General features: G+C 65.5%; 18 protein-coding genes. 8 read left to right on the forward strand and 10 right to left on the reverse strand.

Annotated features, from left to right (window positions below):
* Positions 1 to 303: 303 nt before the first annotated feature.
* From NDI76_RS16815 to NDI76_RS16825, 3 genes are read right to left on the reverse strand one after another with little or no spacing between them, the layout of a single operon-like run.
* A complete protein-coding gene (locus NDI76_RS16815; protein ID WP_310925300.1) occupies positions 304 to 1,053 on the reverse strand; it encodes a TrmB family transcriptional regulator in 750 nt (249 codons plus the stop codon).
* Entirely contained in the window at positions 1,037 to 3,532 is a 2,496-nt protein-coding gene (locus NDI76_RS16820) for an efflux RND transporter permease subunit (protein ID WP_310925301.1), read from the reverse strand. Before NDI76_RS16820 ends, NDI76_RS16815 begins: the two co-directional genes overlap by 17 nt.
* A gap of 15 nt (positions 3,533 to 3,547) precedes the next feature.
* Complete coding sequence (locus NDI76_RS16825) at positions 3,548 to 5,137, reverse strand: COG1361 S-layer family protein (protein WP_310925302.1); 1,590 nt, start codon at positions 5,135 to 5,137, stop codon at positions 3,548 to 3,550.
* Positions 5,138 to 5,436: 299 nt separating this feature from the next.
* Here NDI76_RS16825 and NDI76_RS16830 point away from each other — a divergent pair, with 299 nt between their 5' ends.
* Positions 5,437 to 7,944 (forward strand): DUF7827 domain-containing protein, encoded by a 2,508-nt coding sequence (locus tag NDI76_RS16830; protein ID WP_310925303.1) that lies wholly within the window; start codon positions 5,437 to 5,439, stop codon positions 7,942 to 7,944.
* A gap of 408 nt (positions 7,945 to 8,352) precedes the next feature.
* On the opposite strand, the gene NDI76_RS16835 is transcribed toward NDI76_RS16830, so the two are convergent.
* The gene (locus NDI76_RS16835; protein WP_310925304.1) at positions 8,353 to 9,444 is read right to left on the reverse strand and encodes a glycosyltransferase family 4 protein; all 1,092 of its coding nucleotides are present in this window, start codon (positions 9,442 to 9,444) and stop codon (positions 8,353 to 8,355) included.
* Positions 9,445 to 9,634: 190 nt separating this feature from the next.
* Between NDI76_RS16835 and NDI76_RS16840 the strand changes: the two genes are divergently transcribed.
* Positions 9,635 to 10,459: an AAC(3) family N-acetyltransferase gene (locus NDI76_RS16840; protein WP_310925305.1), complete on the forward strand. Its 825-nt coding sequence runs from the start codon at positions 9,635 to 9,637 to the stop codon at positions 10,457 to 10,459.
* A gap of 61 nt (positions 10,460 to 10,520) precedes the next feature.
* On the opposite strand, the gene NDI76_RS16845 is transcribed toward NDI76_RS16840, so the two are convergent.
* Both NDI76_RS16845 and NDI76_RS16850 read right to left on the reverse strand, forming a co-directional pair.
* A complete protein-coding gene (locus tag NDI76_RS16845; protein ID WP_310925306.1) occupies positions 10,521 to 11,705 on the reverse strand; it encodes a beta propeller repeat protein in 1,185 nt (394 codons plus the stop codon).
* Between the two features lie 89 nt (positions 11,706 to 11,794).
* On the reverse strand, positions 11,795 to 12,640 hold the full coding sequence (locus NDI76_RS16850) for a hypothetical protein (protein ID WP_310925307.1): 846 nt from the start codon (positions 12,638 to 12,640) through the stop codon (positions 11,795 to 11,797).
* Positions 12,641 to 12,960: 320 nt separating this feature from the next.
* On the opposite strand from NDI76_RS16850, the gene NDI76_RS16855 reads away from it, so the two are divergent.
* A complete protein-coding gene (locus tag NDI76_RS16855; protein WP_310925308.1) occupies positions 12,961 to 15,810 on the forward strand; it encodes a bacterio-opsin activator domain-containing protein in 2,850 nt (949 codons plus the stop codon).
* A 156-nt stretch (positions 15,811 to 15,966) separates the two neighbouring features.
* Positions 15,967 to 16,257, forward strand: coding sequence for a HalOD1 output domain-containing protein (locus tag NDI76_RS16860; RefSeq protein ID WP_310925309.1), 291 nt, complete (start codon positions 15,967 to 15,969; stop codon positions 16,255 to 16,257).
* 170 nt (positions 16,258 to 16,427) lie between these two features.
* On the opposite strand, the gene NDI76_RS16865 is transcribed toward NDI76_RS16860, so the two are convergent.
* The 3 genes from NDI76_RS16865 to NDI76_RS16875 form a co-directional block, all read right to left on the reverse strand.
* A complete protein-coding gene (locus tag NDI76_RS16865) occupies positions 16,428 to 17,078 on the reverse strand; it encodes a DedA family protein (protein ID WP_310925310.1) in 651 nt (216 codons plus the stop codon).
* A 305-nt stretch (positions 17,079 to 17,383) separates the two neighbouring features.
* Entirely contained in the window at positions 17,384 to 18,601 is a 1,218-nt protein-coding gene (locus NDI76_RS16870; protein ID WP_310925311.1) for a hypothetical protein, read from the reverse strand.
* Positions 18,602 to 18,639: 38 nt separating this feature from the next.
* The gene (locus NDI76_RS16875; RefSeq protein ID WP_310925312.1) at positions 18,640 to 18,828 is read right to left on the reverse strand and encodes a hypothetical protein; all 189 of its coding nucleotides are present in this window, start codon (positions 18,826 to 18,828) and stop codon (positions 18,640 to 18,642) included.
* 130 nt (positions 18,829 to 18,958) lie between these two features.
* On the opposite strand from NDI76_RS16875, the gene NDI76_RS16880 reads away from it, so the two are divergent.
* The 3 genes from NDI76_RS16880 (at position 18,959) to NDI76_RS16890 (ending at position 22,191) form a co-directional block, all read left to right on the forward strand.
* Positions 18,959 to 19,963, forward strand: coding sequence for a DUF1616 domain-containing protein (locus NDI76_RS16880; protein WP_310925313.1), 1,005 nt, complete (start codon positions 18,959 to 18,961; stop codon positions 19,961 to 19,963).
* 222 nt (positions 19,964 to 20,185) lie between these two features.
* The gene (locus tag NDI76_RS16885) at positions 20,186 to 21,304 is read left to right on the forward strand and encodes a DUF354 domain-containing protein (protein WP_310925314.1); all 1,119 of its coding nucleotides are present in this window, start codon (positions 20,186 to 20,188) and stop codon (positions 21,302 to 21,304) included.
* Between the two features lie 80 nt (positions 21,305 to 21,384).
* Entirely contained in the window at positions 21,385 to 22,191 is an 807-nt protein-coding gene (locus tag NDI76_RS16890) for a hypothetical protein (RefSeq protein WP_310925315.1), read from the forward strand.
* A 15-nt stretch (positions 22,192 to 22,206) separates the two neighbouring features.
* On the opposite strand, the gene NDI76_RS16895 is transcribed toward NDI76_RS16890, so the two are convergent.
* On the reverse strand, positions 22,207 to 23,436 hold the full coding sequence (locus tag NDI76_RS16895; protein ID WP_310925316.1) for a Gfo/Idh/MocA family protein: 1,230 nt from the start codon (positions 23,434 to 23,436) through the stop codon (positions 22,207 to 22,209).
* A gap of 216 nt (positions 23,437 to 23,652) precedes the next feature.
* Between NDI76_RS16895 and NDI76_RS16900 the strand changes: the two genes are divergently transcribed.
* The gene (locus tag NDI76_RS16900) at positions 23,653 to 24,618 is read left to right on the forward strand and encodes a sugar phosphate isomerase/epimerase family protein (protein WP_310925317.1); all 966 of its coding nucleotides are present in this window, start codon (positions 23,653 to 23,655) and stop codon (positions 24,616 to 24,618) included.
* Positions 24,619 to 24,668 lie beyond the last annotated feature (50 nt).

The following is a 24,668-nucleotide window of genomic DNA, read 5'->3' on the forward strand; positions in this document are numbered from 1 at the left end:
ATTGTTTTTAACGGAATATCGAATTATAACCGTGTCTTAACCGGAGGTGTTGTTCAAACGTACACTACATTCAGCTCAAATATGATAGTTGTTGCCGTGAGAGCGCGTCAGGAGCCGTCTACGTCCCGCCCGCGGCGGATTACAGTCGTGTTCCAACTCCGGAGGTCCGCCGGCCGTCGAGGCCAACCGGGGACGTCGCAGATTATGCACAGAAGAGGCGCCGAAATCGTGCATATCGGTGGCAAACGCCTGTCAGAACGGCGAACGGGGACGAAAGCCGCGGCGGGAACGATTCGAGTCCGGCTACGAGGGTTGGTCCATCCCGCTCCGGGCGAGTTGGATGAGCACCTTGGCGAAGTTGGTGCCCGAACTCCAGATGGCCGTCTCCTCCTCGTTCGCCTGCACGCCGAGCAGAATCGTCTCGTCGTCCGCGATGAGGACGTGCTGGGGCCTCGGGACGTCGGCGCCCACCCCCTTGCGGTGTCTGACGACGCTCGCGAACGGTTCGAACCGCTCGGCCACCGTCTCGCTCTCGGTGACGACGATGATTTCGACGCCCTGCTCGCTCTTCTCCGCGAGTTGCGTCTCCAACTGCTCGAAGAGCGGGGAGTCCTCGTCGATACCGACGACGAGTTGCTCCTCGGTGTCGGAGACGATTTTGGCGATGCGCGAGGTGACCGCCGCGGCGCCGCTGACGGTCCAGACGTCCTCTTTCTGCTCTTCTTCGCGGCTCCGTCGCTCGTTTCGGATCTGCTTCAGTTGCTGTTCGGCGTCGGCGGTGCGCCGTTCGTACCGCTGTTTCAGTTGGTCGATGGCCTCATCGACCGCGATTGGGCGGTACGTCCGCGGGTTCGACTGCTGGACCTCGACCAGCCCCTGCTCCTGCAGGGAGTCCGCGGCGCCGTATATCTGCGAGCGCGGAACGCCCGAGAGGTTGGCTATCTCCTTTGCGGTGCCGCGGCCGAGGCGCTGAAGCGCGACGAACACGCTCGCCTCGTAGCTCGAGAGTCCGAACCACTCGAGCAGCTCTGCTGTTTCAGACTGAGTTGGCATCTGTGTTGCTCCCGTGTGTGTTGGTTCTGTAGCTAACGTAGCGGTCCCAGAGGACGAGCGCCGAGGGGAGGACGAACACCGAGGCGAGATACGAGTACAGGATGCTGATTCCGATGAGCAGCCCGAACTGTCCCAGGATGGGCGTCACGGCGATGACGAGGACGCCGATTCCGGTGACCGTCGTCAGCATGCTCGCCGTCAGCGCGCCGCCGGTCCCGCGGACCGTCGCGTACAGCGACTCGGTCGCGGTGCCGGGTCCCTCGTACTCCTCGGCGAACCGGTGGACCGTGTGCGCCGAGTAGTCGACGCCCAGTCCGATGGCGATGGAGAGGATGGTCCCCGTCAGGGCGTTGAACGGGATGCCCGCGTAGCGCATCGTCCCCGCGATGAACGCGATGGCGATGGCGATGGGAAAGAGGTTGACGATGCCGAGCGAGGGGTAGCCCTCGGTCACGTAGTAGCTGAAGACCAAGAACAGCGCCGTCAGCAACATGGCGATAGCCATGCTCTGCAGCGCGGAGTTCGCGATAGTGTCGGAGACCGCCTTCAGCACGATCGTCTGCCCCGTGGCCGTCGCCTCGAAGCGGAGTCGGTCGGCGACCGCCTTCGCGTCCGTCGTTATCTCGGTCTGTTCGGCGTCGGCCTGTACGTCGTAGACGATTCTGGCGCTCCGGTAGTCCTCGGAGATGTACTGGCTGGCCTGCGACCCGTACGGCGAGTCCAGAAGCGCCGCGTACACCGCTTTCAGATTTTCGTCCGGGATGCCGTCGCCGTCCTCGTCGTTGCGCGCGACGAGTTGCCGGAACTCCTCGGACTGGTCGGCGTAGTCGCGGATGACCGTGACGATGCTCGTCGAGGACGCCTCGCCGCCCTCCGAGACGAACGAGTCCGGCGGGTCGTGGTCGGCCTTCGCCAACTGTTCGAGGGCGCTGTCCTGGTACATCGGTCCCTCGACGTAGAGGGTGACCGTATCGCCCTGTCCCGTCTGGAAGTTGTCCTCGAGGTAGTTCGTCGTCTCGGTCACCGTGTAATCGCCCGGCGCGAAGGGTTCGGGGAGGCTCTCGATGAACGCGGGGTTGTCCTCCGGCGGGAGGAAGTCGTCCTGCGTGAACTTCGACTCCACCCCCATCCCGTAGGCTCCGACCCCGGCGGTGAGAAGTAGCATCCCGACGACGAATATCGCCGGTGCGGTCTGGCCGACCTTGATCCCCGCGGGCAGTATCCGTCCGAGGACGGACTTCTCGTCGCCGAGGGGCGACTGTCCCCAGAAGGGGATGTCGTGTCGCTCCCGAAACTGGTCGGAGTGAACTTTCGCGGCGGGGAGGAAGATACCGAAGATGAGGAAGGTGAACACGATACCGATGCCCGCGACCAGTCCGAAGTCGCGGATGGGCTGCAGGCTGCTCGTGACGTTCGCCAGGAAGCCGATGACCGTCGTCCCGGTGACGATGGTGAACGCGACGAGCAGTTGGTCGGTCGCCGTCCGCATCGAATCCGCGACCGAGTAGCCCTGCACGCGTTCCTCGCGATACCGGTTGACCGCGTGGATACCGAAGTCGATGCCCACGGCTAAGAGTAGCGGCGGCACCGCGATGAGCATCTGCGTGAACGCGATGCCCGCCAGTCCCATGAACCCGAACGTCCACAGGATGGCCATCGCCAGGCAGACGACCCCCAACAGGAGGTCGAAGGGGTCCCGATAGGAGTACACGAGGAACCCGAGGATGAGAAGCACCGCCGCAGGGACGACCAACAGCAGGGAGTCGGTGATGACGTTGGTCAACTCGGCGGAGATGATACCGCTGCCGAAGACGGTGATGGTGCCGCCGACGGAGGCGACGATGGTCTGCGCCCGCTCCTGAATCGACGTGAGCGGACTGGACCCCGAGGTGCCCGCGCCGCCCCCGGTGTCGCCGCCCGGCAGTCGATGCGTGACGACGCCGATGGTCGCCGACGCCTCCACCGTCTCCGAGTTGTAGTCGTCGCTCACCGTCGAGGTGAGACCCGGATTCCGTTCGAGCGTCGTCCGCGTCGCCGACTCGACTTCGGAGTCCGTCGCCCGTTCGAGCGTGCGAATCTGCGCTTCGAGGTCGGTCGCGTCGGGGTTGACTGTCTGCGCGACGGCGCCGGCGACGCTCGTCGTGCTCTCGACCCTGAGGTCTTCGTGCTCCTGCAGCCGATGTTGCGCTCGGAGCATCCTGAGCTGTTCGTCCTTCGAGAGAACGTTGGTCGCCCGTTGGATGAGCTGTGTCGTCCCCGACCCCTCCTCGAACGACTGGGTGAGGAACTCGTCGTTGACGTTCTCCAAGGCGGTCTGTGCGGGCACGTCGTTCGTGAACTGCGAGGTGCCCGACTCCGTCGAGATGGCGGGCAGCCCCGCCGAGAAGACGAGCGTCGCGACTAAGAACGCGAGAAGGACCGTCCGCGAGCGGTTGACGATCCAATCGTCGACCGCGTCGATGTACGGTTGATAGTCCATGCTGTACTCGGGCTGTTATTGCCGCCTGCGGTAGAGGACGACGCCGCCGATGACCAGAAGCGCGACGACGCCGAGCGCGATGCCCGTGAGCGGGAGGCCGCTCTCCTCGGGTTCGGTCGCGGAGACGGGAACTTTGTACGTCTCGGAGATTTCGGTGTCGCCGTTCGGTCGCGCGTACTGGAAGTCCATCGACATCGGGTACGTCTTGTTGATGGCCGACCCTGCGACGCTCGCGCTCACGCGCACGGTCTTCGTTTCACCGGGGGCGAGTCGACCCAAGAACGCCTCGTCGTCGTCCAAGGAGAGCGGGTCGTTGACGTACGCCTTCGCGCTCACGTCCGTCAGCGGCTCCTCGCCGTTGTTGGTGACGTTCACCGCGACGACTTCGCTGTTGCCGATGGGCACTTCGAGGCTCTCGTCGACCGAGACCGAAAAGCGGTCGCGGCTCTCGTTGATCTGCACGCGACTGTTCAGCGACTTGCTCGTCCGGTCGTCGCCGTCGCCGTTCTGATACTCCACCGCGTGCGTGAGTTGGCGCGCGCCGGGGTCGGCGCTCTCGCTCACGTCGACAGTGAACTCGAACTGCGCGGACTGGTTCGGGCGCAGGGTGCCGATGGCGTACTCTGACTCCTGACTCGATAGGGTACCGGAGTTCGTCTGGACGGTGACGACCGCGTTCTGTGCGACCTGCGGCCCCTGATTCGTGATGGTGCCCGAAACGGTCCCCTCCTCGCCGACGCGGAGGTCGCTACTGACGTTCGACAGCGAGAAGGACTGTTCGCCGCGGGGGGTGATGCCCACGGAGAGGTTGTTCGAGCGTGCGGGGACGCCGTCGGTGTCCTCGAACTGGACGTCGCTCGTCAGCGAGTAACTGCTCGTGGCGGCGCTGTTGGTGGCGGTGGCCTCGAACTCGACGGTCTTGGTCTCGCCGGCGCTCCAGTTGCCGACGAAGCGGGAGGCCGACGCGGACTCGCCGAAGCGGATGTCCGCGGTCGAGGAGCGAAGGTTGACCGTGGCGTCGCGGGCGGGTTGGGAGCCGATATTACGCACGTCGAGGGAGACGGTCCCCTCGTCGCCCACGAGGACGTTCGAGGAAGTGTCGACGACGCGGAAGCGCGCTTGGTCCTCGACGCGCACTTCGACCGTGTACGTCTCGGACGTCTCGCGGTTCGTGTAGGAACTGGTGGTCTCTGCGACCTGGGAGGTGTAGGAGTAGTCGACCTCCATCTCTAACTCGTAGGTCCCCTCCTCGACGCCCTCGGGAACGGTGATGGTGAAGCCGGCCGTCCGAATCTGGCCGTCCTGGATGGTTCCGACGGCCGTCTGACCGGTCTCGACTTCGATGGGCGTGCCGTCGGCGTCGAGGCTGGCGGTCACGCCGCGTGCGGTGGTGACCTGCGACACCAGGGCGGTGTTCGCCGAACCGACGTCGACGTCGCCGGTGTTCTGTATCTGGACGTTCAGCGTGGTCTGTTCGCCGGGCGAGACGGAGTTGTCGGGTGTAAAGACGGCGAGGTCGGGAGACCCTCGCACCACCGCGGCCGCCGTTCCGGGCGCGACGAGCAGACCGACGAACGCGATGGCGATGAGTTGGTTTCGGTTCATTGGGCGTGTTGTAATTACCTACAACACACGTTTCACCGCCTCGTATATAAAGTGTTGCAAACGAGTACAAACGGAACGAGCGTGCTCGATTCGCCCGTGGGCGGTCGATTAGCGGGTTTTCGGGTCGCGCGGACGATATAAAGCGAGAGGAAGTCTCAGACGGATTAGAATACAGAAAGTATTTACCGGCGGCGGGCCGAGAAAATCGTACCCCTACCCATGACGGCACAGGCGAGTAGTCCTCGGGCGCTTCCGGCGTTCGGGGCGAAAGCAGGTGTTGTCGACTCAACTAAACATACATGAGCGAAACAAACAATCTCCGTGCCCTGCTGATGGCGGCACTGGTGGTCATGTCGGTCTTTGCAGGCGTTGGAACGGTCAGCGCCCTCGATACCGGCTCCGCCAGCGCTGACCCGGTTGCCGTCGGCCAGGACACGGCTACCCAAGACGTAACATTCAGCACCACGCTGGATGCTGACGAGACAGAAACGATTACGATTAGCGGCATCCCGAGCGCTGTTGACGTTCTCGGTGTCGGTGCTTCCTTCGAGAACGAGAACGGCAGCTTCGCCGTCACGGACACCAACATCGACAACGGCGAAGTCACGGTCGACATTACCAACGAGGGTAACGCGACCGAGACCGGCAACGTCACGCTGGCGCTCGTCCACGACACGTCTGACCTCGGTCTCGACCTGATCGGTGACAGCGTGAACTTCACGGTCTCGAACGAGGCAGGCGAGAACACCACCGTCCCCGTCGCTCTTGAGGCTAACGCCGCAGGCGACAACGACGTCATCTTCCAGGGCCAGACCGTCCAGGTTGACGTCAGTGGTCTGAACGACAGCCTCACGCTCCGCGAAGTCGACGAGCGCGACGGCGGCGAAATCAGCCAGAGCAGCTTCGTCGAGCAGCTCAGCGCTGAGAACGGCTACGTCGAAATTGACACCGACGACCTCGAAGGAGACTACGTTGTCTCCGACGGCACCGGTGTCAACGGTGCGAACGCGGTCGAGTTCGAGGTCGCGGTCCAGAGCCTCACGGCCAACTGGAGCGAGGACTCCGTCACGCAGGGTGACAGCGAGGACCTCGAGCTCGAATCGGGTCGCAGCGACTACATCGTGGAAGTCAGCGCCGACGGTCTCGACGCTGACGACCTCGAAACGATCTTCGGTGACTCTGACGCCTTCGTCGGCACGAACGACGAGGACGACAGTGTCTACCTCGACGCGGGCGAGCAGGACGAGATTCCTGCTGACTTCGGCGACGATATCGACGCCGGTGACTACGAGTTCGACGTCGAAGTGACGGACACGACGGCCTCCGACTCGGCTTCCATCGCGGTCGAAGAGTCGGACGCTGACGTCAACTTCGCTGACTCGGTCTACACCGAGCAGGTCGGTGACGTCGTCGAGATGTCGGTCAACATGGAAGACCGCGACGAAGCGTACGTCTACGTCGGCGGTGACGACGTGAACTACCTCGAAGTCGTCAAGCTCACGGACGACGACGACGACGGTATGGTGAACTTCACGTTCAACACCTACACCGCGAACGAGAGCAACGTGAACCCGTTCGAGCTCGTCGAAGACTCTGACGACGAACTCGAACTCGCCACGGGCGACGTCGAGACGGAGGACAACGGTCTCCCCGGAGCAGTCGACGGCACTCTCAGCGAGCGCCTCGAGACCGGTGACTACGACCTCCGCACGAGCACGTCGCTCGACTACAACGTCGAGGACGATGAAGTCGAGGACGAGCAGGACGTCGCGACGCTCGACCTCGGCGAGCGTAACACGAGCGGCATCGCCACGTGGACCGCAGCGAGCGGTAACGCAGACGAGTTCGACGACGCGCAGGAACTCCTCGAGAACGTCAACGAGAGCAACGTGGTCGCCATCGGCGACCGTCTCGTTGTTCAGGTGAACGCCAGCGGTACCTCTGGTGTCATCGACGAGGATAACGTTGACTCGCTGCTGAACGGCGACGAGGGTATGCAGTTCACCGTCGAGGAGGCTGACGCCGGTGCGAACGCCGACTCGAGTGAACTCGACCTCGACAGCAGCAACACGGCAATCTACCAGAACGAGAGCTCCGATCAGTTCTTCGTGGTCGTCGACACGCGTAACGTCGACGTCGACGACGACACGGAGTACGACGCGACCTTCACCGTCGGCGACGAGGACGCGGACACGAGTCCGATCGACTACGTCGACGACGAGGAAGAGGAGAGCGTCTCCACGACGTTCACGGCCGAGGAACCTGACGCGACCCTCGACCTGAACGACGACGACCAGTTCGAGGTCGCGCAGTCGCAGAACGCACAGGTCGAGTTCGACACGAACCTCGCGGGCGGCTCCGAAGTCGTTGTCCGCCTCCGCAGTTCGGCCTCGAACTCCGCCTTCCTGCTCTCGAACACGGTCGAAACTGACGGCAACGGTACCGTCATGACGACGTTCGACACCTCGGACGTCGAAGTCGGTACGGAATTCGACATGGTGGTCCGCAGCGGTAGCGACGAAATCGCTAGCGAGGACGGCATCATCGTCGAAGGCCAGAACATGACGGGTACGGGCACGGGCGAAGGTACGATGTCGGAAACCCCCGGTACGGGTACCGAGATGACCGGCACCGAGATGTCCGAGACGCCCACCGAAACGCCCGGCGAGACCACGTCCGAAGGCTCGGCGACCCCCAGTGAGGGAACCACGACCGGTTCCACTGACGGTGGCACGCCCGGCTTCGGTGTGGTCGTCGCCGTGACGGCACTGCTGGCTGCGGCTCTGCTGGCAGTCCGCCGCGACTAACGACCTACGCTAACTACCGGCTCACGCCGGCTCTCGACTTTCTTTCACTTTTTCGCGACGCTTCGACCCGAGAGCGACGGCGACGGTAGTCGCTCCGAGTAGCGCATCTGACCTCGTACCGGAGGCAGCCTCACACCGTTCGACGTGACGAGCGAGATGTGATTCTTACCACAGTCACCCAACGAACTTTGAAATCGAGCGGTACCGAGAAACGGATGGACAGATAATCGAGGATGCGACGGTTCGGCCGCCGGTGACGAAACATGATTGTCGACCACAGTCACAGCACTTCCTTCGTCAAGCGCCCTGGTGGCGGCCGAACAACTTCGAGCGAGGTGTTTACCGAGATGAGAGAACCGGGACGGGGCTACGGCTCACTTCTTTAGAACTCGTAGTACCGTTCCGCGTTCAGCGTTGGGCGACGTTCGCTCGGTCGGCCGGCCGGCCGAGCAGTCGGGCGTACAGCGAGACGAGTTCGTCGGCGACGCCGCTCCACGCGTAATCCGCCTCGACGCGGCGACGGCTCTCGGTGCCCATCCGGGCCGCCGTCTCCGAGTCCCGAAGGATATCCGCCATCGCGGAGACGAGGTCCTCCACGTCACCCGGTCGGACGACGGCACCGTTGGCTTCGTCGACGACCGAGGCGATGCTGCCGACGTCCGTCGAGACGACCGCGTTACCACCCGCCATCGCCTCTAAGATAGCGATCGGAAGACCCTCCGCGTAGGTCGGGAGGACGTACACCGACGCGTCGCTCAGGAGGTCCCGCTTCTCGGCTTCGGTCACGTAGCCGACGTACTCGGCGTCGTCGTACTCGGCCGCGAGGGTCTCGGCGTGAGACGAGAGCGGACCGGAGCCGGCGACCGTGGTGCGGAAGTCGAAGCCACGATCGTACAACTCCGAGACCGCCGCCGCGAACTCGGCGATACCCTTCCGCTCGACGTGACTCGAAACGAAGACGACGTGCTGTGGGTCCGCGGCGGTGCCGGGGTCATACTCGTCGGGGACCACCGCGTTCGGCAGAACGACCAGTTTCGAGTCGTCGACGCGAACGGAGAGCGTCTCGCGCCAGTACTCCGAGAGGACGACGACGGCGTCGCAAGCGTCGAAGACGAGCGACTGGAGAGCGGCGACGGGGCCGGACGCCTCTGCGACGAACTCGTCGAACGAAGAGCCGTGGACGTGAAGCACGACGGGCACGTCCCAGCGACGCGAGGCGAAGAGAACGTACGCCGAGGAGAGATAAAAGGAGAGATAGTGGGAGGTGTGGACGTGGACGACGTCGGGTGGAGATTCGCGGGCGAACCGAACCCAGTCGGCGACGGCGTGGAGGCCGCCGCGGGCGAGACTCAGCGGTCCGTCAGCCGACGGCGTCTTGGAGTTGAACAGTCGGACCGAGAGCCTATCGTCGAGGTGGCGCAGTTGTTCGGAGATATACCGACCGATGCCGCCGTCCTTCCCGCCCGTCGGCCCCACGACCAGCAGGTCGATGTCGTCCATTGCGTACGGGATAGCCGTACCGGGTGCAAAGTAACTCTACGGGTAATCGACCGAACGAGTCTCCGAGGTATTCCGAGACGACGGCGAGACGAGAAGGAACGTATACGGGCGCGCGGGGAGTTCTCGTATTCGTGAGTCGAACAGGCGCGGGGAGTTCGAACGGAGTGGACGCCGAGGAGGGTCGGACGGCGTGACGACGTACGCGAACGCACCGACGCAGGCGCGTCGCGTCGGCAACCTGGTGAAACACCAGGCGCTCAAACAGGTGCGGCTTCGACGCGGCGCCTCACGGGCGTCGAAATCGGCGTTCGACGACCTGTTGGACCGACACGCCGTCGGACACGACCAAGTGTTCGTTCACGCCGGCCTCGGCGACGTGAGAGACGCGTTCGACGTCGACCCCTACCGCTTTCTGCTCGGTCGACTGGCGGAGCGATTCGAGAGCGTCGTGGCGCCGGGGTTCACCGACTACTTCACCGTCTCGGGGGTGTACCACAAGCAGTTCTCGCGGCCGAAGCACGGCGCGTTCGTCCGGCAGTTCCACGAGGACGCCGACTACCGGACGGACGACGCGATAAAGTCGTTTCTGGTGAAGGGACCGTACCGCTTCGACGACTGCGTCCACCGCGACACCTACCACGAAGAGGGATGTTTCGCCCGACTGGTACGCGACGAGGCGCTTCTAATGAACGTCGGAACGCCGTGGTTCACCTGCTCGCATCTCCACTACCTCGAAGCGAAGCACGATGTGCCGTACGTGGAGACGCGGACTCACGAGGGCGTCATCTATCGGACGCCCACGGAGCACGAACGGATCGAGCAGACGTACGAGACGCTGCGGTCGCCGCTGTACTCGTGGAACAAGCCGAAGATAATGCGTCGCCTTCGACGCGCCGGCGCGCTGAACACGTACGACCTGAACGGCCTCAACGTCTACGTCTCTCGACTCGACAAGGTGGAACGCGTGCTGGGTGCCGAACTCCGCGACGACCCCTACTATCTCGTCACTCTCTGAGCGGTTCGTGGTATTAATGGCGTCCTAAAGCTCGAAATCGGGGAGTACAGCGAGCAGGCGTTCAACGGAGGAAACGCTTTGCAACGCTCCGAATCGACGGGGGTCGTCGGGAGGACGCGCGCGTCGAACCCGCGTCGACGGTGTCGGCGAGGTCCGACAGCGGTATCCGGAGCACCTGACCATCGCGCGCGGCGGTGTTGGACGGATTTACCAGGAGACCGAGTTTCGAGTCGGCGCGAACGAAGGCGTGTGCGTCCGTCGTCGGGACCCGCGGAAGCACGTCGCCGAGGGTGCGTCGGCGTTCGAAGGAGCAGAGTTCGTGCCACGACTCGTAGCCGTCCGCGCTGGACGCGGCGAGGACGCGCACCTCCCGCGGACAGGTGTTTCGCTGCTGGTCCGCGGGGGCCGTGCTGTCGACGCCCGTCTGCGAACTCGCCGACCCGACGACGTAGTGTTCGCCGCCGTGTTCGACCGTCTCGACGTAGAACAGGACGCCGTCCGTGGCTCCGACGACGTCCGGTTCGGGACTCGGGTCCGAGAGGCGTTCGCGCGGAAGCTTGTAGATGGGTTTGTTCGCGGCGAACGACGCGTCCTTACCCCAGAAGACGGCCTCGGGCGTGAATCCGAGTTGGACGCCCCGCCACGCCTGACTCCCGGAGCCGAGGGGTTCGTACCGCCCGTCGGCGACGACGCCGATAGAACTCTCCTCGTCCCCGTCGCCGGTATTCGCCCAGAGCATCCCTCCATGGGGGTCGGCGTAGACGCCGTGAAAGTGCCGCACGTCGTCGCGTTCGAGGAACACCGACCACGTGCGCCCGTCGTCGTCGCTGACGCGGATACGGCCCGGTTCGTCGCGGAGGGCGTACTCCGCGAGATACACGTCGCCCTCGTAGCGGCAGACGGAACTGGGCAGGAGTCCTTTCGGCGGGGACGATGGAGGAAGGTCGAGAACGTGCATCCACGAGCGACCCCCGTCTCCCGAGCGGTAGACGCGCGAACCGACGTTGGCGAGGAGCGACTCCGCGGAGAGCGCCCAGACGTTCGACGACTGGTAACGCCCCGTGACGGGAGCGAGAAACGATTTTCCGACGGTGGAGTGCAACGCTCGGAACCGGATGCGCTTCGGAACGCCGGGCGGGTCCGGAAACCGACTCCGAACCGCCGTCCCGTCGGCGGGATTTAGCACGACGGACTCCAGACCGGACGTGCAGTACAGTGTTCCGTCGCGAACGTCCCCCAGATGCATCAGTTCGGAGATGCGCCGGCGGCGGTATAACTGCTCGGTCAGATGTTTGATGTTCGACCGCCGAAAAGAGACCGCGCCGCGCGTTCGCGTTACTTCTGTCCGTAGCTCGAAACGTGGAACTCCATCACCGTCTTCATCCCCCGAATCAGACAGTCCACGTCGAAGCTCTCGATGTCGAACTCGCGTTCGGAGACGGCTTCGTACCGCTCGTACCACTCGTCTTCGAACCGCTCGGCCACGCCGTTGTCCTGGATTGCCGCGATGGCCCGGTCGGGTTCGTCGTCGGCCGTGATGATGCCCTTGTCGAGGGCGTCGACGACGACACCGGCCGTGTAGTCGTCCTCGTACAGTTCGCGCTCCCAGGTCGTCACCCAGTTGCCGATACGAGCCATCCCCTGCAGTTCGAGGAGCAGTTCGCGGAGTTCCCCCAACTCCGTGCGGTCGAACGACGGCGTCCACATGATGTCGATGCCCGCGTACGGGAACATCACCATGTTGAACGGGCCGTAGTGCTGGGACTCCTCCAAGTTGGCTATCTCGCGGTTGTCGTTGAGGACGCGCGCGTACTCCATGGCGTTGAGCGCCTGTCGCAGGTCGAACTGGAAGACGTCCAGCTGCTCCTCGTAGCACGGAGCCTGGGTTAATCGGCTATTAACCTCGTTCCAGAGCGTCTCGGCGAACTCCAGAATCTCCGTGTCGACACCGGGGGCGTCGTAGCGAACCGACTCGGGCGCGTACGGAAGGCGGCGCGCCTGTTCGAACGTCTCGCGGTCGCCGAAGTGGTCCGCCAAGTCGTCGAGGACGGTGATGTACATCGTCAGCATCGTCTTCGTCGTCTTGACCTCCTCCATCACGTCCGACGGGACGCACGGAAGCGTGAACGCGTCGAACAGGCGGTGGATCCACTGCCAGAGGAATACGTCGCGGCCCCCCACAGTTCGGTCGTACTCGTCCGAGAGTTCGCGGACGCGCGGCGGTAGTTCGGTCTGTCTAACGGCTTCGATACAGTCTGCGGGAGTCCCCCCAAGGATCCCATCCGAGTGCTGGTATGCTGCTCTCCCCGACATACTCCGATTAACAGAGTACTAACGTATTAATCTTCCTCCTTAATCTTACTATTTTGTATACATTCAAGATAATATGAACATTATAGCTGCACAAATTGCCGCATACTGCCCGTACATTCATATATTTGTGAATTTTTTGCCCTCGTCGACACGACCACTTATTGTCGGCCGCGCGCTACCTGCGTCCCATGACCGCCGAGTCGACTGCGACCCAGTCCGCGGTGCGAGTCCGTCTCCTCGGCGACGGCGCCTCCGCGTCGGACGTCCGGAGTCTCCTTCGCGACGACGAACGCGTCTCGCTGCTACCCACGTCCGGAGAGGGCGAGACACGGGCAGGCGCGAGTACGAACGAAGACGCTGACGCGGACTGTCTCGTCTGTACGACCGTCGACGCCATCCCGACCAGGGGATTCGGTCCCGCTCCGGTCGTCGTCGTCCTTCCGAACCCGGACGACGAGTCGGTAAGCACCGCCTACCGCGCGGGCGCGACAGACGTGCTCGCCCCCACCGAGTCGCTCCCGGCGCAGGTCGCGTGGCTCTCGGGTGCCGACGAACTCGATGGCGAGGGCGGAAAGTCGGCGGCGACGCTCGTCGAGAGCGCGAACGCATTCGACGACGCCGCGTGCGTTCTCGACCGGCGCTGGCGAGTCGGAGCGGCGACCGACGCGTTCGCCGAACTCGTGGGGGAGCACCCGGCGGATGCGAGCGCCGACGGGGAATCTGAGTCCGACCATCCGTCCGAGGACCCCGGCGCCAACGCGGACACCGAGACGCACTTGTGGTCCGACTATCCGTCCCTGCGCGCGGTGGGAGCGTCGTGTTGGGAGGCGGTGCTGTCCGGGGAGACGACGGTGTTCGAGGAGACGCTTCCCGACGGGCGGCGCGTGTCGGGGCAGGCCGTCCCTCTGCCCGACGGCGTCGCGCTCCGATTCCGCGACGTCACCGAGGAGACGGAGACGCGGGAGTCGCTGGACCGCTACGAACGCATCCTGGAGACCATCGACGACGGCATCTACATCCTCGACGAGAACTTCCTCATCACGGAAGTCAACGACGCCGTCACGCAGATGACGGGGTACGACCGCGAGGAACTGGTCGGCTCGCACTCGACGATGCTCGCGGACGAGTCGGTCATCGTGGAGGCCAGCGCCCTCATCCAGGAGATACTGATGGGCGAGCGGTCGGACGGCCGTCTCGACGTCGAGTTGCAGACGGCGGACGGGAGCACGCTACCCGTCGAGACGCGCTTCTCCGCGCTCTCGTTCAACGACGGCTCCCACGGAATGGTGGGGGTTATCCGCGACATCACGGACAGAAAGCGGTACGAGAAGACGCTGACGTCGCTGAACCGGTCGGCGCACGAACTGTTCGAGTCGCAGACCAAACCCGACGTGGGCGAGACGGTGCTGAACACGGCGACGGAGATTCTCGAACTGGAGTCGGTCGTCGTCTACCTGTACGACGAGGAAGCGGGGGCGCTCCGACCGGTAGCGTGGGAGGGCGAAGGGACGCCCACGCGCATCGGACCGGGCGACGGCGCGCTGTGGACGTGTTTCGCGGAACACGAGTCGATAGCGCTCGGAACGGTCGAGACGACGCTCGACGAGTGGGACGAACTCGCCCCCGCGGACGTCCCGGAGTTATCGAACGGCGAGAGCGTCGTGATTCCGCTCGGCGAACACGGCGTGTTGGCGACGGTATCCTCGGGGGAAGACTCCCCGCGCGGGCAGTCGACCCTGACGCACCTCCTGGCCGCGAACGCCGAAGCGGCGCTCGACCGCGTGGCTCGGTCGGTCGAACTCGAACGTCGGAGGGGAGAGCTCTCTCAGCGGAACGAGGAACTGACCAGCCTCAACCGCTTCAACGAACTCCTTCGGGAGGTGAACCGCGTTCTCGTCGAGGCGGACTCCCGCGAGGCCATCGAGAAGGCGGTGTGCGAGCAGTTGGTGGACGGACCCTCCATCGCGTTCGCGTGGGTCGGCACGTACGACCGCGTCTCCGAGTCTATCGTCCCGCGCGCGTGGGCGGGCGCCGAACGCGGCTACCTCGACTGCCTGACGGACGACCCCGAGTCGTTCGAGGTCGAACCGAGCGTGCGGACCATCCAGAACGGCGAGACGACCGTCGTCGACAACGCCGGCCAGCGAATTCAGGAGTACCGGTGGCGGCGCGACGCCTTGGACAGGGGGTTCGTCTCCGTCGCCAGCTTTCCGCTGACGTACGGCGAGTTCGGCTACGGCGCCCTGACCGTCTACGCGACCGAACCGAACGCGTTCGACGAACGGACGAGGCTCATGTTCGAGGAACTCGGCGTCACGACGGCGAACGCCATCAACGGCGCGGAGGCGAAGGAGTCGCTGCACACCGAGTCGCTCATCGAACTCGACATCCGAATCACTAGTCCTAACGCCCCGCTGCTCCGCATCTCGCAGGCCTTCGGGGGGCAGATCGAACTGGAGGGGACGGTGCCGCAGCCATCGGGGTCGTCGCTGCTGTACCTGACGGTGAAAGGGTCCGACGCCGACATCGAATCCCTGTCGTCGCTGACGGTGGTCGAACGGGTGCGGAAGGTCGTCGAACGGGACGACGAGACGCTGGTGGAAGTGCAGTTGGCCGCCGAGGCGCTCCCGTCTCGGCTCGCGGACCTCGGTGCCGTCGTCCGCACGCTCAGTTCGACGCCCGACGCCCTCGACGTCGTCGTCGAACTCGCTCCGGGGTCGGACGTGCGCGAGTTCGTCGAACTTCTGCAGGAGCAGTACCCCGGAACCGAACTGAGCGCCAAGCGGACCCGCGAGCGGTCGATAGAGACCCAACAGTCTTTCCGCGCCGGATTGAGGGAGGCGTTGACCGACCGGCAGTTCGAGGCGCTGCGTACCGCCTACTTCTCGGGGTACTTCGACTGGCCCCGCGAACGGACGGCGAGCGACCTCGCGGAGTCGCTGGGTGTCGCACAACCCACATTTGCGCGGCACCTCCGTGTCGCCGAACGGAAACTCCTCGACAACCTGCTGTCGGACGAACAGCGAAGGCGTCGGTGAATCTCTCTCGAAAGCGATGTCGTTTTTCTACATTCCGGGAGTCCCACGGAAAGAGGTTTGGTAACTCGGCTCTAGCTATCTATATAGCCTTCGTTTGGCCGCACCACTAACAGCATAGTTGCAATCGACTTATGCCGATAGGACAGTGGCAGAAGTATGAATCAGATGGGGAAGAACGACGGTGCGATGGTGGACGAGGAACTCGACTGGAAGATCGTGAGCGCGGTGGCCGAGGAGAAAGGCGTCGAACCGCTGGAACTCGACGAGCGACTGTACGACGTTGTCGACCTCGACGCGGTCAAGGAACTGTTCGTGGGGATGCCGAACCGCGCGGCGTTAGTCGAGGGACACGTGACGTTCACGCTCGCCGGGTGCGAAGTCGTCGTCGACCAAGCGTGGAACGTCGACGTCACGGCCGCCCCGTCACCCAACGTCGCCGCCGACTGAACGGGCGGCCGGACGACGAACGAGTCGCTGCCTACCGACTCGACGCGGACGGACCCGGTTCGGGGGGACCGGGTCCGACGACTCTTCTCTCGGGAATCGATACCGCGAGCGACGCGGCCCCGCCGCGCCCGTCGTAGTCCATCGTTTGCCCGCGACGGCCGTGACGCCCGCTACCCGTCCGCCGAAACCATCCGGCGGACGCCCCATCCGACCGCGACGACGAGAACCGCGGCGACGAGAGCCGCGACGACGGGGTTCGAGGCGGCGTGCGCCCCTCCGATACGGAGCAGTTCGCCGGCGACGTGACGGAAGCCGAGTCGGTCGAACTGCCGCTTTCCGTACAACAGCAGGGCGGCCACCGCGAGGTTGAACAGGAACGTTCCGACCGCGGTGTAGACGGTGAAGCGAACGACGTTCATCCCCGCGAAGCCGGCGGGGATGGAGACGACCGACCGGACGAACGGCAGGAATCGTCCCCAGAGGACGGAGTGTTGCCCCCACCGGTTGAACAGACGTTGCCCGCGGTCTATCTCCGTCTGCGAGACGTTGATACGTCCGCCGTACGCCTCGGCGGCCGACGCCCCTTTCGTCCCGAAGGCGCGGTACGCGAACAGTCCCCCTATCGTCCCGCCGGCCGCACCGGCGAGAGCGAACACGAGGGCCCCCTGCGTCGACGCGACGGCGACGGCGGCTATCGCGGGGACGGCGACCTCGCTGGGGAGAAACGGGAACACCATCGATGTCTCGAGAAACGTGAAGACGAAGATGCCGATGTAGCCGTACCGAACGAGAAGTTCGAGGAGGGTCTGCGTGATGCTCATCGGAATCGAGTAGCGAGACCTCGAGTGCTCGTACTCGGGTCCGCGCAATCAATCTTCTCGCCGTTGCGGACTCCTCTTCCGGCGCCGGCCTCGGGGAGAACGCCACCGGCGGCACCCCCGAACCGACACCACCTCGTCCGGAGTTTCCTCCCTCGAAAGCACCCTTAGTCCTCGATATTCCCACGGACAGAGCATCGAGGTGCGGGGGAACAGCGAACCGTCACTCGGCGTTGGCATCCGGCGCTCGTGGACGGAGCGTCGGGAGGCCGTCCGAAGCGTGGATATGCGGTCGAAACAGGGCGGAGTCAGTCGGTCTCACGGATGCCGACCCGACCTGACACCGGGCCGCGCTCGTCGCTGTCGGCCGATTCGCGCGCCAACGTCGCGAGGGCCAGCGTCATCCAGCCCTGACTCCAGCGGATGTACGGCGTCTCGTCGTCGAAGACCCGGCCGATTCGGCGGTAGAAGTAGCCCTCCTCGTCGTACAGGTGCTCCATCGTCCACTCGTACACGTCGGCGGCGACGTCGTGCGCGTCGTCGTCATCCGAACGGACGAGGGTGACGAGCGCCTGCGCGGAGGCGTGTGCGTCGTAGGGGTACGACTGGTCGGACTCGAACTTCGGCGCGCCGTCCGCCTCGAACAGTTCGCGGACGAAGAAGTCCAGTCCGTCCTCGTACGCCTCGCGGACGCGTTCGTCCCCCCGGTCGGATTCGGCGTACTCGTAGAGACTCTCCAAAACGAACCCGGTGTGGAAATTATCGTGGCTGAGGTGGGACTCGGAGGCGGGCATCGAGTAGTACCACGCGCCGCCGTCGTCCTGCGCGTGGAGGACGAACTCGAACAGTTCCTCGGCGCGGTCGGCAAGTCCCTCGCCGCTGGTGTGCTCCGAGAGTCGCAGGAAAAAGGCGGCGGCGAGGGCGTTGGCGTTGATGACGACGAATTCGTCGTACGGCGTGTACGCGTACGCCTCGAACCCGTCGACTTCGACGACGTTGATGCCCTCGCGGATGTACGTGGCCGCGTCCGTGGCCACGTCGAGCGACCACGTCGCCCCGGTCAGTTCGTGGTGTTCGAGGAACGCGCGCGCACAGAACACCGTCACTACGACGGACGGGTGGTAGGCGGGGAGGAAGAACTTCCGCGCGTTCTGCCAGTCGAAGTTGTACCCCCACGCGTGGTGTCGGGTGACGGGCGAGGTGTACTCTTCCAGCCACCGGAGCAGGTCCTCCGCTTCGGTGAGGTATCGCCCCTCCCCCGTGGCCTCGTACAGGCGGAGACACGCCGAGGCGAACAGCGCGATGCCCTTCGGGTTCCGTTCGGGTTCGACGCCGAGGAGCGGACGAAGGTTCACCGGAGATTTGTTAACACCGTGCATGGCGGCGAGGCGAGTGAACCAGTTCGTCGCGAACGGCGCGAGGACGGGACTGTTGAGACCGTCGTACGGGTCGTAACCGGCGTACTCGCGGTCCCGCGCCCACCGGAGCGCCCGGTCGGCAGTCTCGCGTGGAGAGGCGTGCGTCATGTTCGTGCTGCGGATGCCTACCTCGCGCAGGGTATTGGTTACTCGTCGTACAATCGGTCCGAGCGTCCGACGACGACGACGGGGGCCGGCGGCGCGACGACGGGCACGAGTCCGGTCGGCCGGAAGCGACCGTTCCGGGAGAACGAACGGGCGTGTCGTACGAGTCCGCCGCCAGCGGCGGCGAGTCGGCCGCGAGCGGACGAGGCGAGCGTGTCTGTCTCGCGCACCGGACAGTCCGGTAGAGCGATTAAACCGACCATAACAAAGCTCGTACCGCAGAGACGACGGACGAAACACCTCCATGCACACCGCAGTACGTCCGAGTGACGCGCCGCGACGGGCGCGGGGTGGCGCGCCGTGAGCGACCGCGCGGTCTACGCGGACGTCGCGGCCAGTGTCGCAGTGGTCGCGGTGGCGGTCGTCGCCGTCCTGAGTCTCGAACCGATAACCGCCAGAGCCGCCCTGGCCGGGGGGCTCGTCCTCTTCTTCCCCGGATACGCGCTGACGACACTCGTGTTCCCCGCCGCGAAAAAGACGCGCCCCGAGGGGAGAGACCTCCCGTCGGCGTTCGCGGGTCGAACCGAGCACGCCGGACTGCCGTTCCTAGAGCGTCTCGCCATGTCGTTCGGTCTGAGCGTCGCGCTCGTTCCCCTGTTTGCGTGGGCGTTGCAGGTGGTCGGCGCGGAGTTCCTCGCGCCGAACATCGCCGCCGTCTGCGGCGGGGCGACCGTGCTCGGCCTCCTCGCCGGCGGCGCCCGACGCCTCGCCACGCCATCAGATAGTCGCTACGTCGTTCCCGTCAGCGCGGTCACCGAGTACCGGCGGGCGGTCCGCGGGCGGTCCGAATTGGACGGCGTGCTCAACGTCGCCCTCGCGGCCGCCATCATCCTCTCGGCCGGCGTCGTCACGTTCGCGCTGGTGTCGCCCGCCGACGGCGCGAGGTACACCCAGGCGTCGCTGCTCACGGAGACGGACAACGGGACGCTCGTCGCCGCCGACTACCCGCGGAACCTCACCGTCGGCGAGAGCGGCGAACTCGTTCTCCGCATCGAGAACTACGAACGCGAGACGGTGAACTACGCCGTCGTGGCTCAACTACAGCGCGTGAGACCCGACGGGACGGTGGTCGAGGCGAGCGAACTGGACCGTTTCTCGCAGACCGTCGGCCCCGGGAGCGCCTGGGAGTTAACCCACGGCGTCGCTCCCGAGATGACCGGTGACGACCTCAGACTCACCTATCTCATCTACCGCGGTCCGGCGCCGGAAGACCCCGACGTCGACTCTTCGTACCGTCACGTCACCCTCTGGATGAACGTGAGCGACCCCAGCGCGGCCGAAACGGGCAAACTAGCCGCGTCGTGACCAACGGGTCGACTCCCGAGGAGTGTCCCGTAACTATCTTGACGCTACGGGGGAACCGGAGCGATATGTCGAGCAGAATAGATGCTGTCGCCCGTTCACCGATGCATAACCAAGTGTGTTCTCCCTCCTGTTCCGGTCGATGACGGGAGCACCAGGCGGCGAACGAGCGACCGGCGGCCCGGGGTCGAACCGCATTCGCGCTCACGCAGACGGTGAACGACCGTGAGTCGGGCAACGCTCACCACCAGCGACCCTGGTAAAGACCCCGCGGCCGCCGCGAGGAATCCCGCAGAAGCAATCGACGTCTGGGTTGACCTGGCCAGTCCCTCCCACCCGTTCTTTTTCAAGTCGCTGACGGACTCGCTGTCGAACATCCGAGCCACAGTGACCGTCCGGGAGAAGACGGAGACGGTCCCGCTGACGCGGCAGGTCGGGTACGCGTTCCGGACGCTCGGCCGGGATTACGAGAACCCGCACCTCCGAAAGCTCGGAATCCCGATCCGGACCGCCCAACTAGCGTTCGAGGCGCCGAAAGCCGATGTGGCTCTTTCCTCCCGGAACGCCATGTGCATCCTCGCGTCGAAGGCGCGCGGGATCCCCTCCGTCCACTTCACGGACAACGACATCTGCGCGTACGTCGACGGGCTGAAAGCCGAAGAACTGTACCACAGACTGGAGGCGCAGGCGACCCACAACGTCGTCCCCGCGGCGTTCCGGACCGAGGTACTCACCGAACGCGGCGCGAACCCCGAGCGGGTGCACACGTACGACGGCTACAAGGAGGACGTCTACGTCGCCTCCTTCGACCCTGATCCGACGTTCGTTGACGAACTCCCGTTCGACAACAGGGAGTTCATCGTCGTGCGTCCGGAGGCGCTCTCCGCGACGTACGTCGACGCCGACGGGTCGCTCGTTCCGCCCATCCTCGCCGGCGCCGTCGAACGCGGAATCAACGTCGTCTACCTGCCCCGGGAAGCCGGCGACCGCGAGTTCGCCGCCGGCCTGCCCGAGAACCGCGTGTTCGTCCCGAACGAACCGCTCTCGGGACTCGAACTGGCGTGGCACGCACGCTGCGTCCTCACGGGGTCGGGAACGATGGCCCGCGAGGCGGCCCGAATGGAGACGCCCGCCGTCTCCTTCTTCCCGAACACCCGCATCTCCGTCGACCGCGCTCTCATCGACGAGGGGGAGATATTCCACTCGCGGGACGCCGGGGACGTCCTCGACTACGTCGAGTCCGTCAGCGACCGCGACGCGAAACCGGACCTCTCCCGGGCCAAGTGCGTCCGCCGCGAAGTCGCCGGGCTGACCGCCGACCTGGTGAACGACATGGTGGACTGAACCGCGGCGCACGAACGCGAAGTGGTCGAGCGCCCGCGTCGAATCCGACCAGTTATGTCGCTCTATTGAGATGCTGGCGCATGGCGCGACCCGCCCTCCGTCTCGCCGTTCTCTTCGTCGTCCTCACCGCCGGGTGTAGTAGCACGTTCGGCGGCCTCGACCCGCGGACGTCCGAAACCGCGGCGCCGACGGCGGTGCCCGAACCCGTCCCGTACCCGCCCGGCGTCACCGACGACGGCGTGTCGGACGCCGTCGTACTCGTCAGAGCGCACCAGCGCGCGACGGCAAACGCCTCCTACGTCGCCAATCGGACGCTGACCGTCCGGTATCCGAACGGAACGCGAATCAGGCAGGTCCGCACGATACGGCACGGCGTTGGAGACGGCGTGTACTACATGCGACAACGGACGACCGGGAACGCGTCGAGACTGCGGTCGAACGCGGCGTTCGAGATATGGACGAACGAGACGGTTTCCGTCGCCTCTGTTCCGAACGAGGGCGAGCGGGAGTTCTTCAGGCTCGCCGAGGAACGGAGGATACAGCAGTTGTCTCGCGAGCGGCTCCTCGACCTGTTCGCGAGGGTAGAGACGACGACCACGGGGACGACGCGGGAGGGAGAACCGCTCGTCCACCTGCTCGGTACCGACGACCCGACGGGAGAGATGCGCACCACAGGCGTCCAAAACGTCGCCGTCGAGTCGTTCTCCGCCGCCGTGACGCCCGAGGGCGTCGTCAGGTCGTACTCGTTCCGCTACGAGGGGACGTTGAACGGGGAATCGGTGACCGTCACCGAGGAGTACCGGCTGAAACCGAGGGAAAAACGGACCGTCGACCGTCCCGAGTGGGTTTCGACGGCTATCGAGCGGACGAATGAGTCGGAGTTTTGACCCCGGTTGGCTGCGTTACCGTCCGAACGACCCGACGAGTCGGGCGCGGAGGGAACCGAGTCGGCCGCGACTCTCGGCGCCGCCCGCCTCGTCGCCCTCGCCCTCGTACCCGCGGTCGGTCGCGTCGGGACCGACGTTCCCCTCCTCGACCATCGACTCCAAGGCGTTGTCCTCGGTTTCGAGTGGGAGGTCCACCCGACCGCGGCGGCGCGATGACTCCCACGACGCGAAGATGAGTTCGTCGGCCGCCAGCGCGTTCCGCCCGTTCAGTTCGGACTCCTCGCCGTCGCGGAGCGCTCCGATCAGTTCCGCGATGGCGCGCTCGGTGTACGTAGTGGAGCCGAGTCGCTCCGCGAGGCGCGAGGAGACGCGACCGGCGACGAGTCGGGTGCCGGCGCGGACTTTGCCGGGTTGCGGGCGGTACCGACCGTCGATGCCGGTGTCGACCGTCTTCCAAGACTTGCCGTCGCGCCGGTAGGCGAGCGTCCCGTCCGCCCGCACCTCGATTTCGCCCTTCGTCCCGAGGAGGCGGAACAGGGCGTCGCCCGCGAACTCCTCGCCGCGGCCGGTGGAGGCGAGGCCGTAGACGCCGTTCTCGTAGCGCCACTGCGCAATCGCTTGGTTCTCGTTGTGCGCGCCGAACAGCACGTTCTCGTCGGTGTAGTCTATCTGCGCGAGCACCCAGTCGACCGGTTCCATGTCGGTGTAGAAGTTCGCGAGGTCGAACGCGTGCGTGCCGGTGTCGTACAGGTGCTCCTCGCGGAACTCGATTCGGCGCAGGTCCCCTATCTTCCCGCTATCGAGCAGGTCCTTCGCCTTCCGGTAGGGCTTCCCGAAGCGCTGTTGGTGATTGACCGTCAGGGCGACGCCCTCCGCCTCGCACTCCTCGACCATCCGCGTCGCGTCCGCCCACGTATCGGCCGTCGGTTTCTCGCAGTGGATGGCGTCGACGACGCCGCTCTGGGCGATGCCGACGACGATGTCCGCGTGGAGTGCGGGCGGAACGCAGACGCTCACGACGTCGGGTTCGGCCGTGGCGAGCATCTCCTCGTAGTCCTCGTAGGTGTGTGACGCGTCGATGTCGTGCGCGTCGGCGAAGGCCTCGGCGTTCTCCGGGACCACGTCGGCACAGGCGACGAGTTCGCAGTCGTCCAGTCGCTCGTAACCCGCGGCGTGGCGATACGCCATGGCGAAGCCGTCGCCGTCGGGGTCGCCGGTCCCGACGAATCCGATTCGGAATGTCACGCCGGGGGCTACGGGGCAGGGGCCGTTGAGTATACGCGACATAACCGGTGCGGTCAGTCGACGGGCGTGGGACGAACGCGCCGCCGCTCGAACGGGACGTGTGGCGTGTGAACGGTATTCTCGATAAGCGGAGTCTCCGCCCACCTTCCGGGGATTCGTGTCGGTTCGGGGGCTTAGTAGCTGCATTACAATGCGGCGAACGCGACACCGCGGCGTATGGAGCGTACGCCACGTCCGGCGATACAGTTGTACAGCGTCCGAGACGCCTCGGGCTCCCTCCCCGAGGTGATTCGCCGCGTCGCCGAGGCCGGGTTCGAGGGCGTCGAGTTCGCCGACCGATTCCTCGAAGCGGACGTCGAGGCCGTCGCCGAGGCGCTCTCGGAGACGGGCGTGGTCCCCGTCGCCGCGCACGTCGACCTCTCGACCGTCGAGGCGGCGCTCGACGGCAATGGCGACCTGTTCGAGCGTTTAGACGACGTGGGCTGCGACCGGGTCGTCGTTCCGCACGTCCCCGCGCGTCACTTCCGGACGCGGTGGGCGGTCCGGTCGTTCTCGTACCGCATCGCCGACGTGGCCCACGAACTCGACGCCCGCGACGTCGACCTCGGCTACCACACGATTCGGCACGACCTCCACCCGATGGTTCCGCGGGCGATCGGTACGTTGTTCGAGAAGACGCCGCTCCCGCACGCCGTCGCCGACCTGGGTACGCGGGGACTCGCCCGCCTCCGCGGCGCGGACCCGCGATTCGACGCGAGCGAGATTCCGAGCGACTCCGGCTACTGGAACCTCATCGCCCGGACGACGCCGGACGACCTGTTCTTCGAGGTGGACGTCGGAGAGGTGGCCGCCGCCGGGTTCGACCCGGCCGCCGCCATCGAACTCGCGTCGGGTCGGGTGCCCCTCGTCCACGTCCGCGACGTGGCGCCGACGGGTCGGTTCGGCTCCTTCGAGAGCGCCGACCCCGGCCGAGGCGTCGTCGACTTCGCGTCCGTCGCCCGCGCGGCGCGCGAGAGCGGGACCGAGTGGCTCGTCTACGAGCACGACGACCCGACCGACGCGTACGAAGCGATGCGCGACGGCGCAGAGCTACTCGCTGACCTCCTCGGCGACGGATCGGACGGCGGTAGTTCGAAGGGCGAATCGACCGACGACGCCGCGGCCGTCGGGTCGGCCGACTGAGGAAGACACCCCCTTCGCGCGGTTAATCGGGGTATTACAATCGGGTTCTC

The sequence above is a fragment of the Halogeometricum sp. S1BR25-6 genome (genome assembly GCF_031624495.1).
In the GTDB taxonomy this organism is placed as follows: domain Archaea; phylum Halobacteriota; class Halobacteria; order Halobacteriales; family Haloferacaceae; genus Halogeometricum; species Halogeometricum salsisoli.

Bases quoted from the DNA above. Each gene is read 5' to 3' on its own strand.
- NDI76_RS16900 (WP_310925317.1), top strand. From the start codon at position 23,653: ATGGAGCGTACGCCACGTCCGGCGATACAGTTGTACAGCGTCCGAGAC.
- NDI76_RS16860 (WP_310925309.1), top strand. From the start codon at position 15,967: ATGAATCAGATGGGGAAGAACGACGGTGCGATGGTGGACGAGGAACTC.
- NDI76_RS16855 (WP_310925308.1), top strand. From the start codon at position 12,961: ATGACCGCCGAGTCGACTGCGACCCAGTCCGCGGTGCGAGTCCGTCTC.
- NDI76_RS16815 (WP_310925300.1), bottom strand. From the start codon at position 1,053: ATGCCAACTCAGTCTGAAACAGCAGAGCTGCTCGAGTGGTTCGGACTC.
- NDI76_RS16825 (WP_310925302.1), bottom strand. From the start codon at position 5,137: ATGAACCGAAACCAACTCATCGCCATCGCGTTCGTCGGTCTGCTCGTC.
- NDI76_RS16870 (WP_310925311.1), bottom strand. From the start codon at position 18,601: ATGACGCACGCCTCTCCACGCGAGACTGCCGACCGGGCGCTCCGGTGG.
- NDI76_RS16845 (WP_310925306.1), bottom strand. From the start codon at position 11,705: ATGCATCTGGGGGACGTTCGCGACGGAACACTGTACTGCACGTCCGGT.
- NDI76_RS16835 (WP_310925304.1), bottom strand. From the start codon at position 9,444: ATGGACGACATCGACCTGCTGGTCGTGGGGCCGACGGGCGGGAAGGAC.
- NDI76_RS16865 (WP_310925310.1), bottom strand. From the start codon at position 17,078: ATGAGCATCACGCAGACCCTCCTCGAACTTCTCGTTCGGTACGGCTAC.
- NDI76_RS16830 (WP_310925303.1), top strand. From the start codon at position 5,437: ATGAGCGAAACAAACAATCTCCGTGCCCTGCTGATGGCGGCACTGGTG.
- NDI76_RS16820 (WP_310925301.1), bottom strand. From the start codon at position 3,532: ATGGACTATCAACCGTACATCGACGCGGTCGACGATTGGATCGTCAAC.
- NDI76_RS16890 (WP_310925315.1), top strand. From the start codon at position 21,385: ATGGCGCGACCCGCCCTCCGTCTCGCCGTTCTCTTCGTCGTCCTCACC.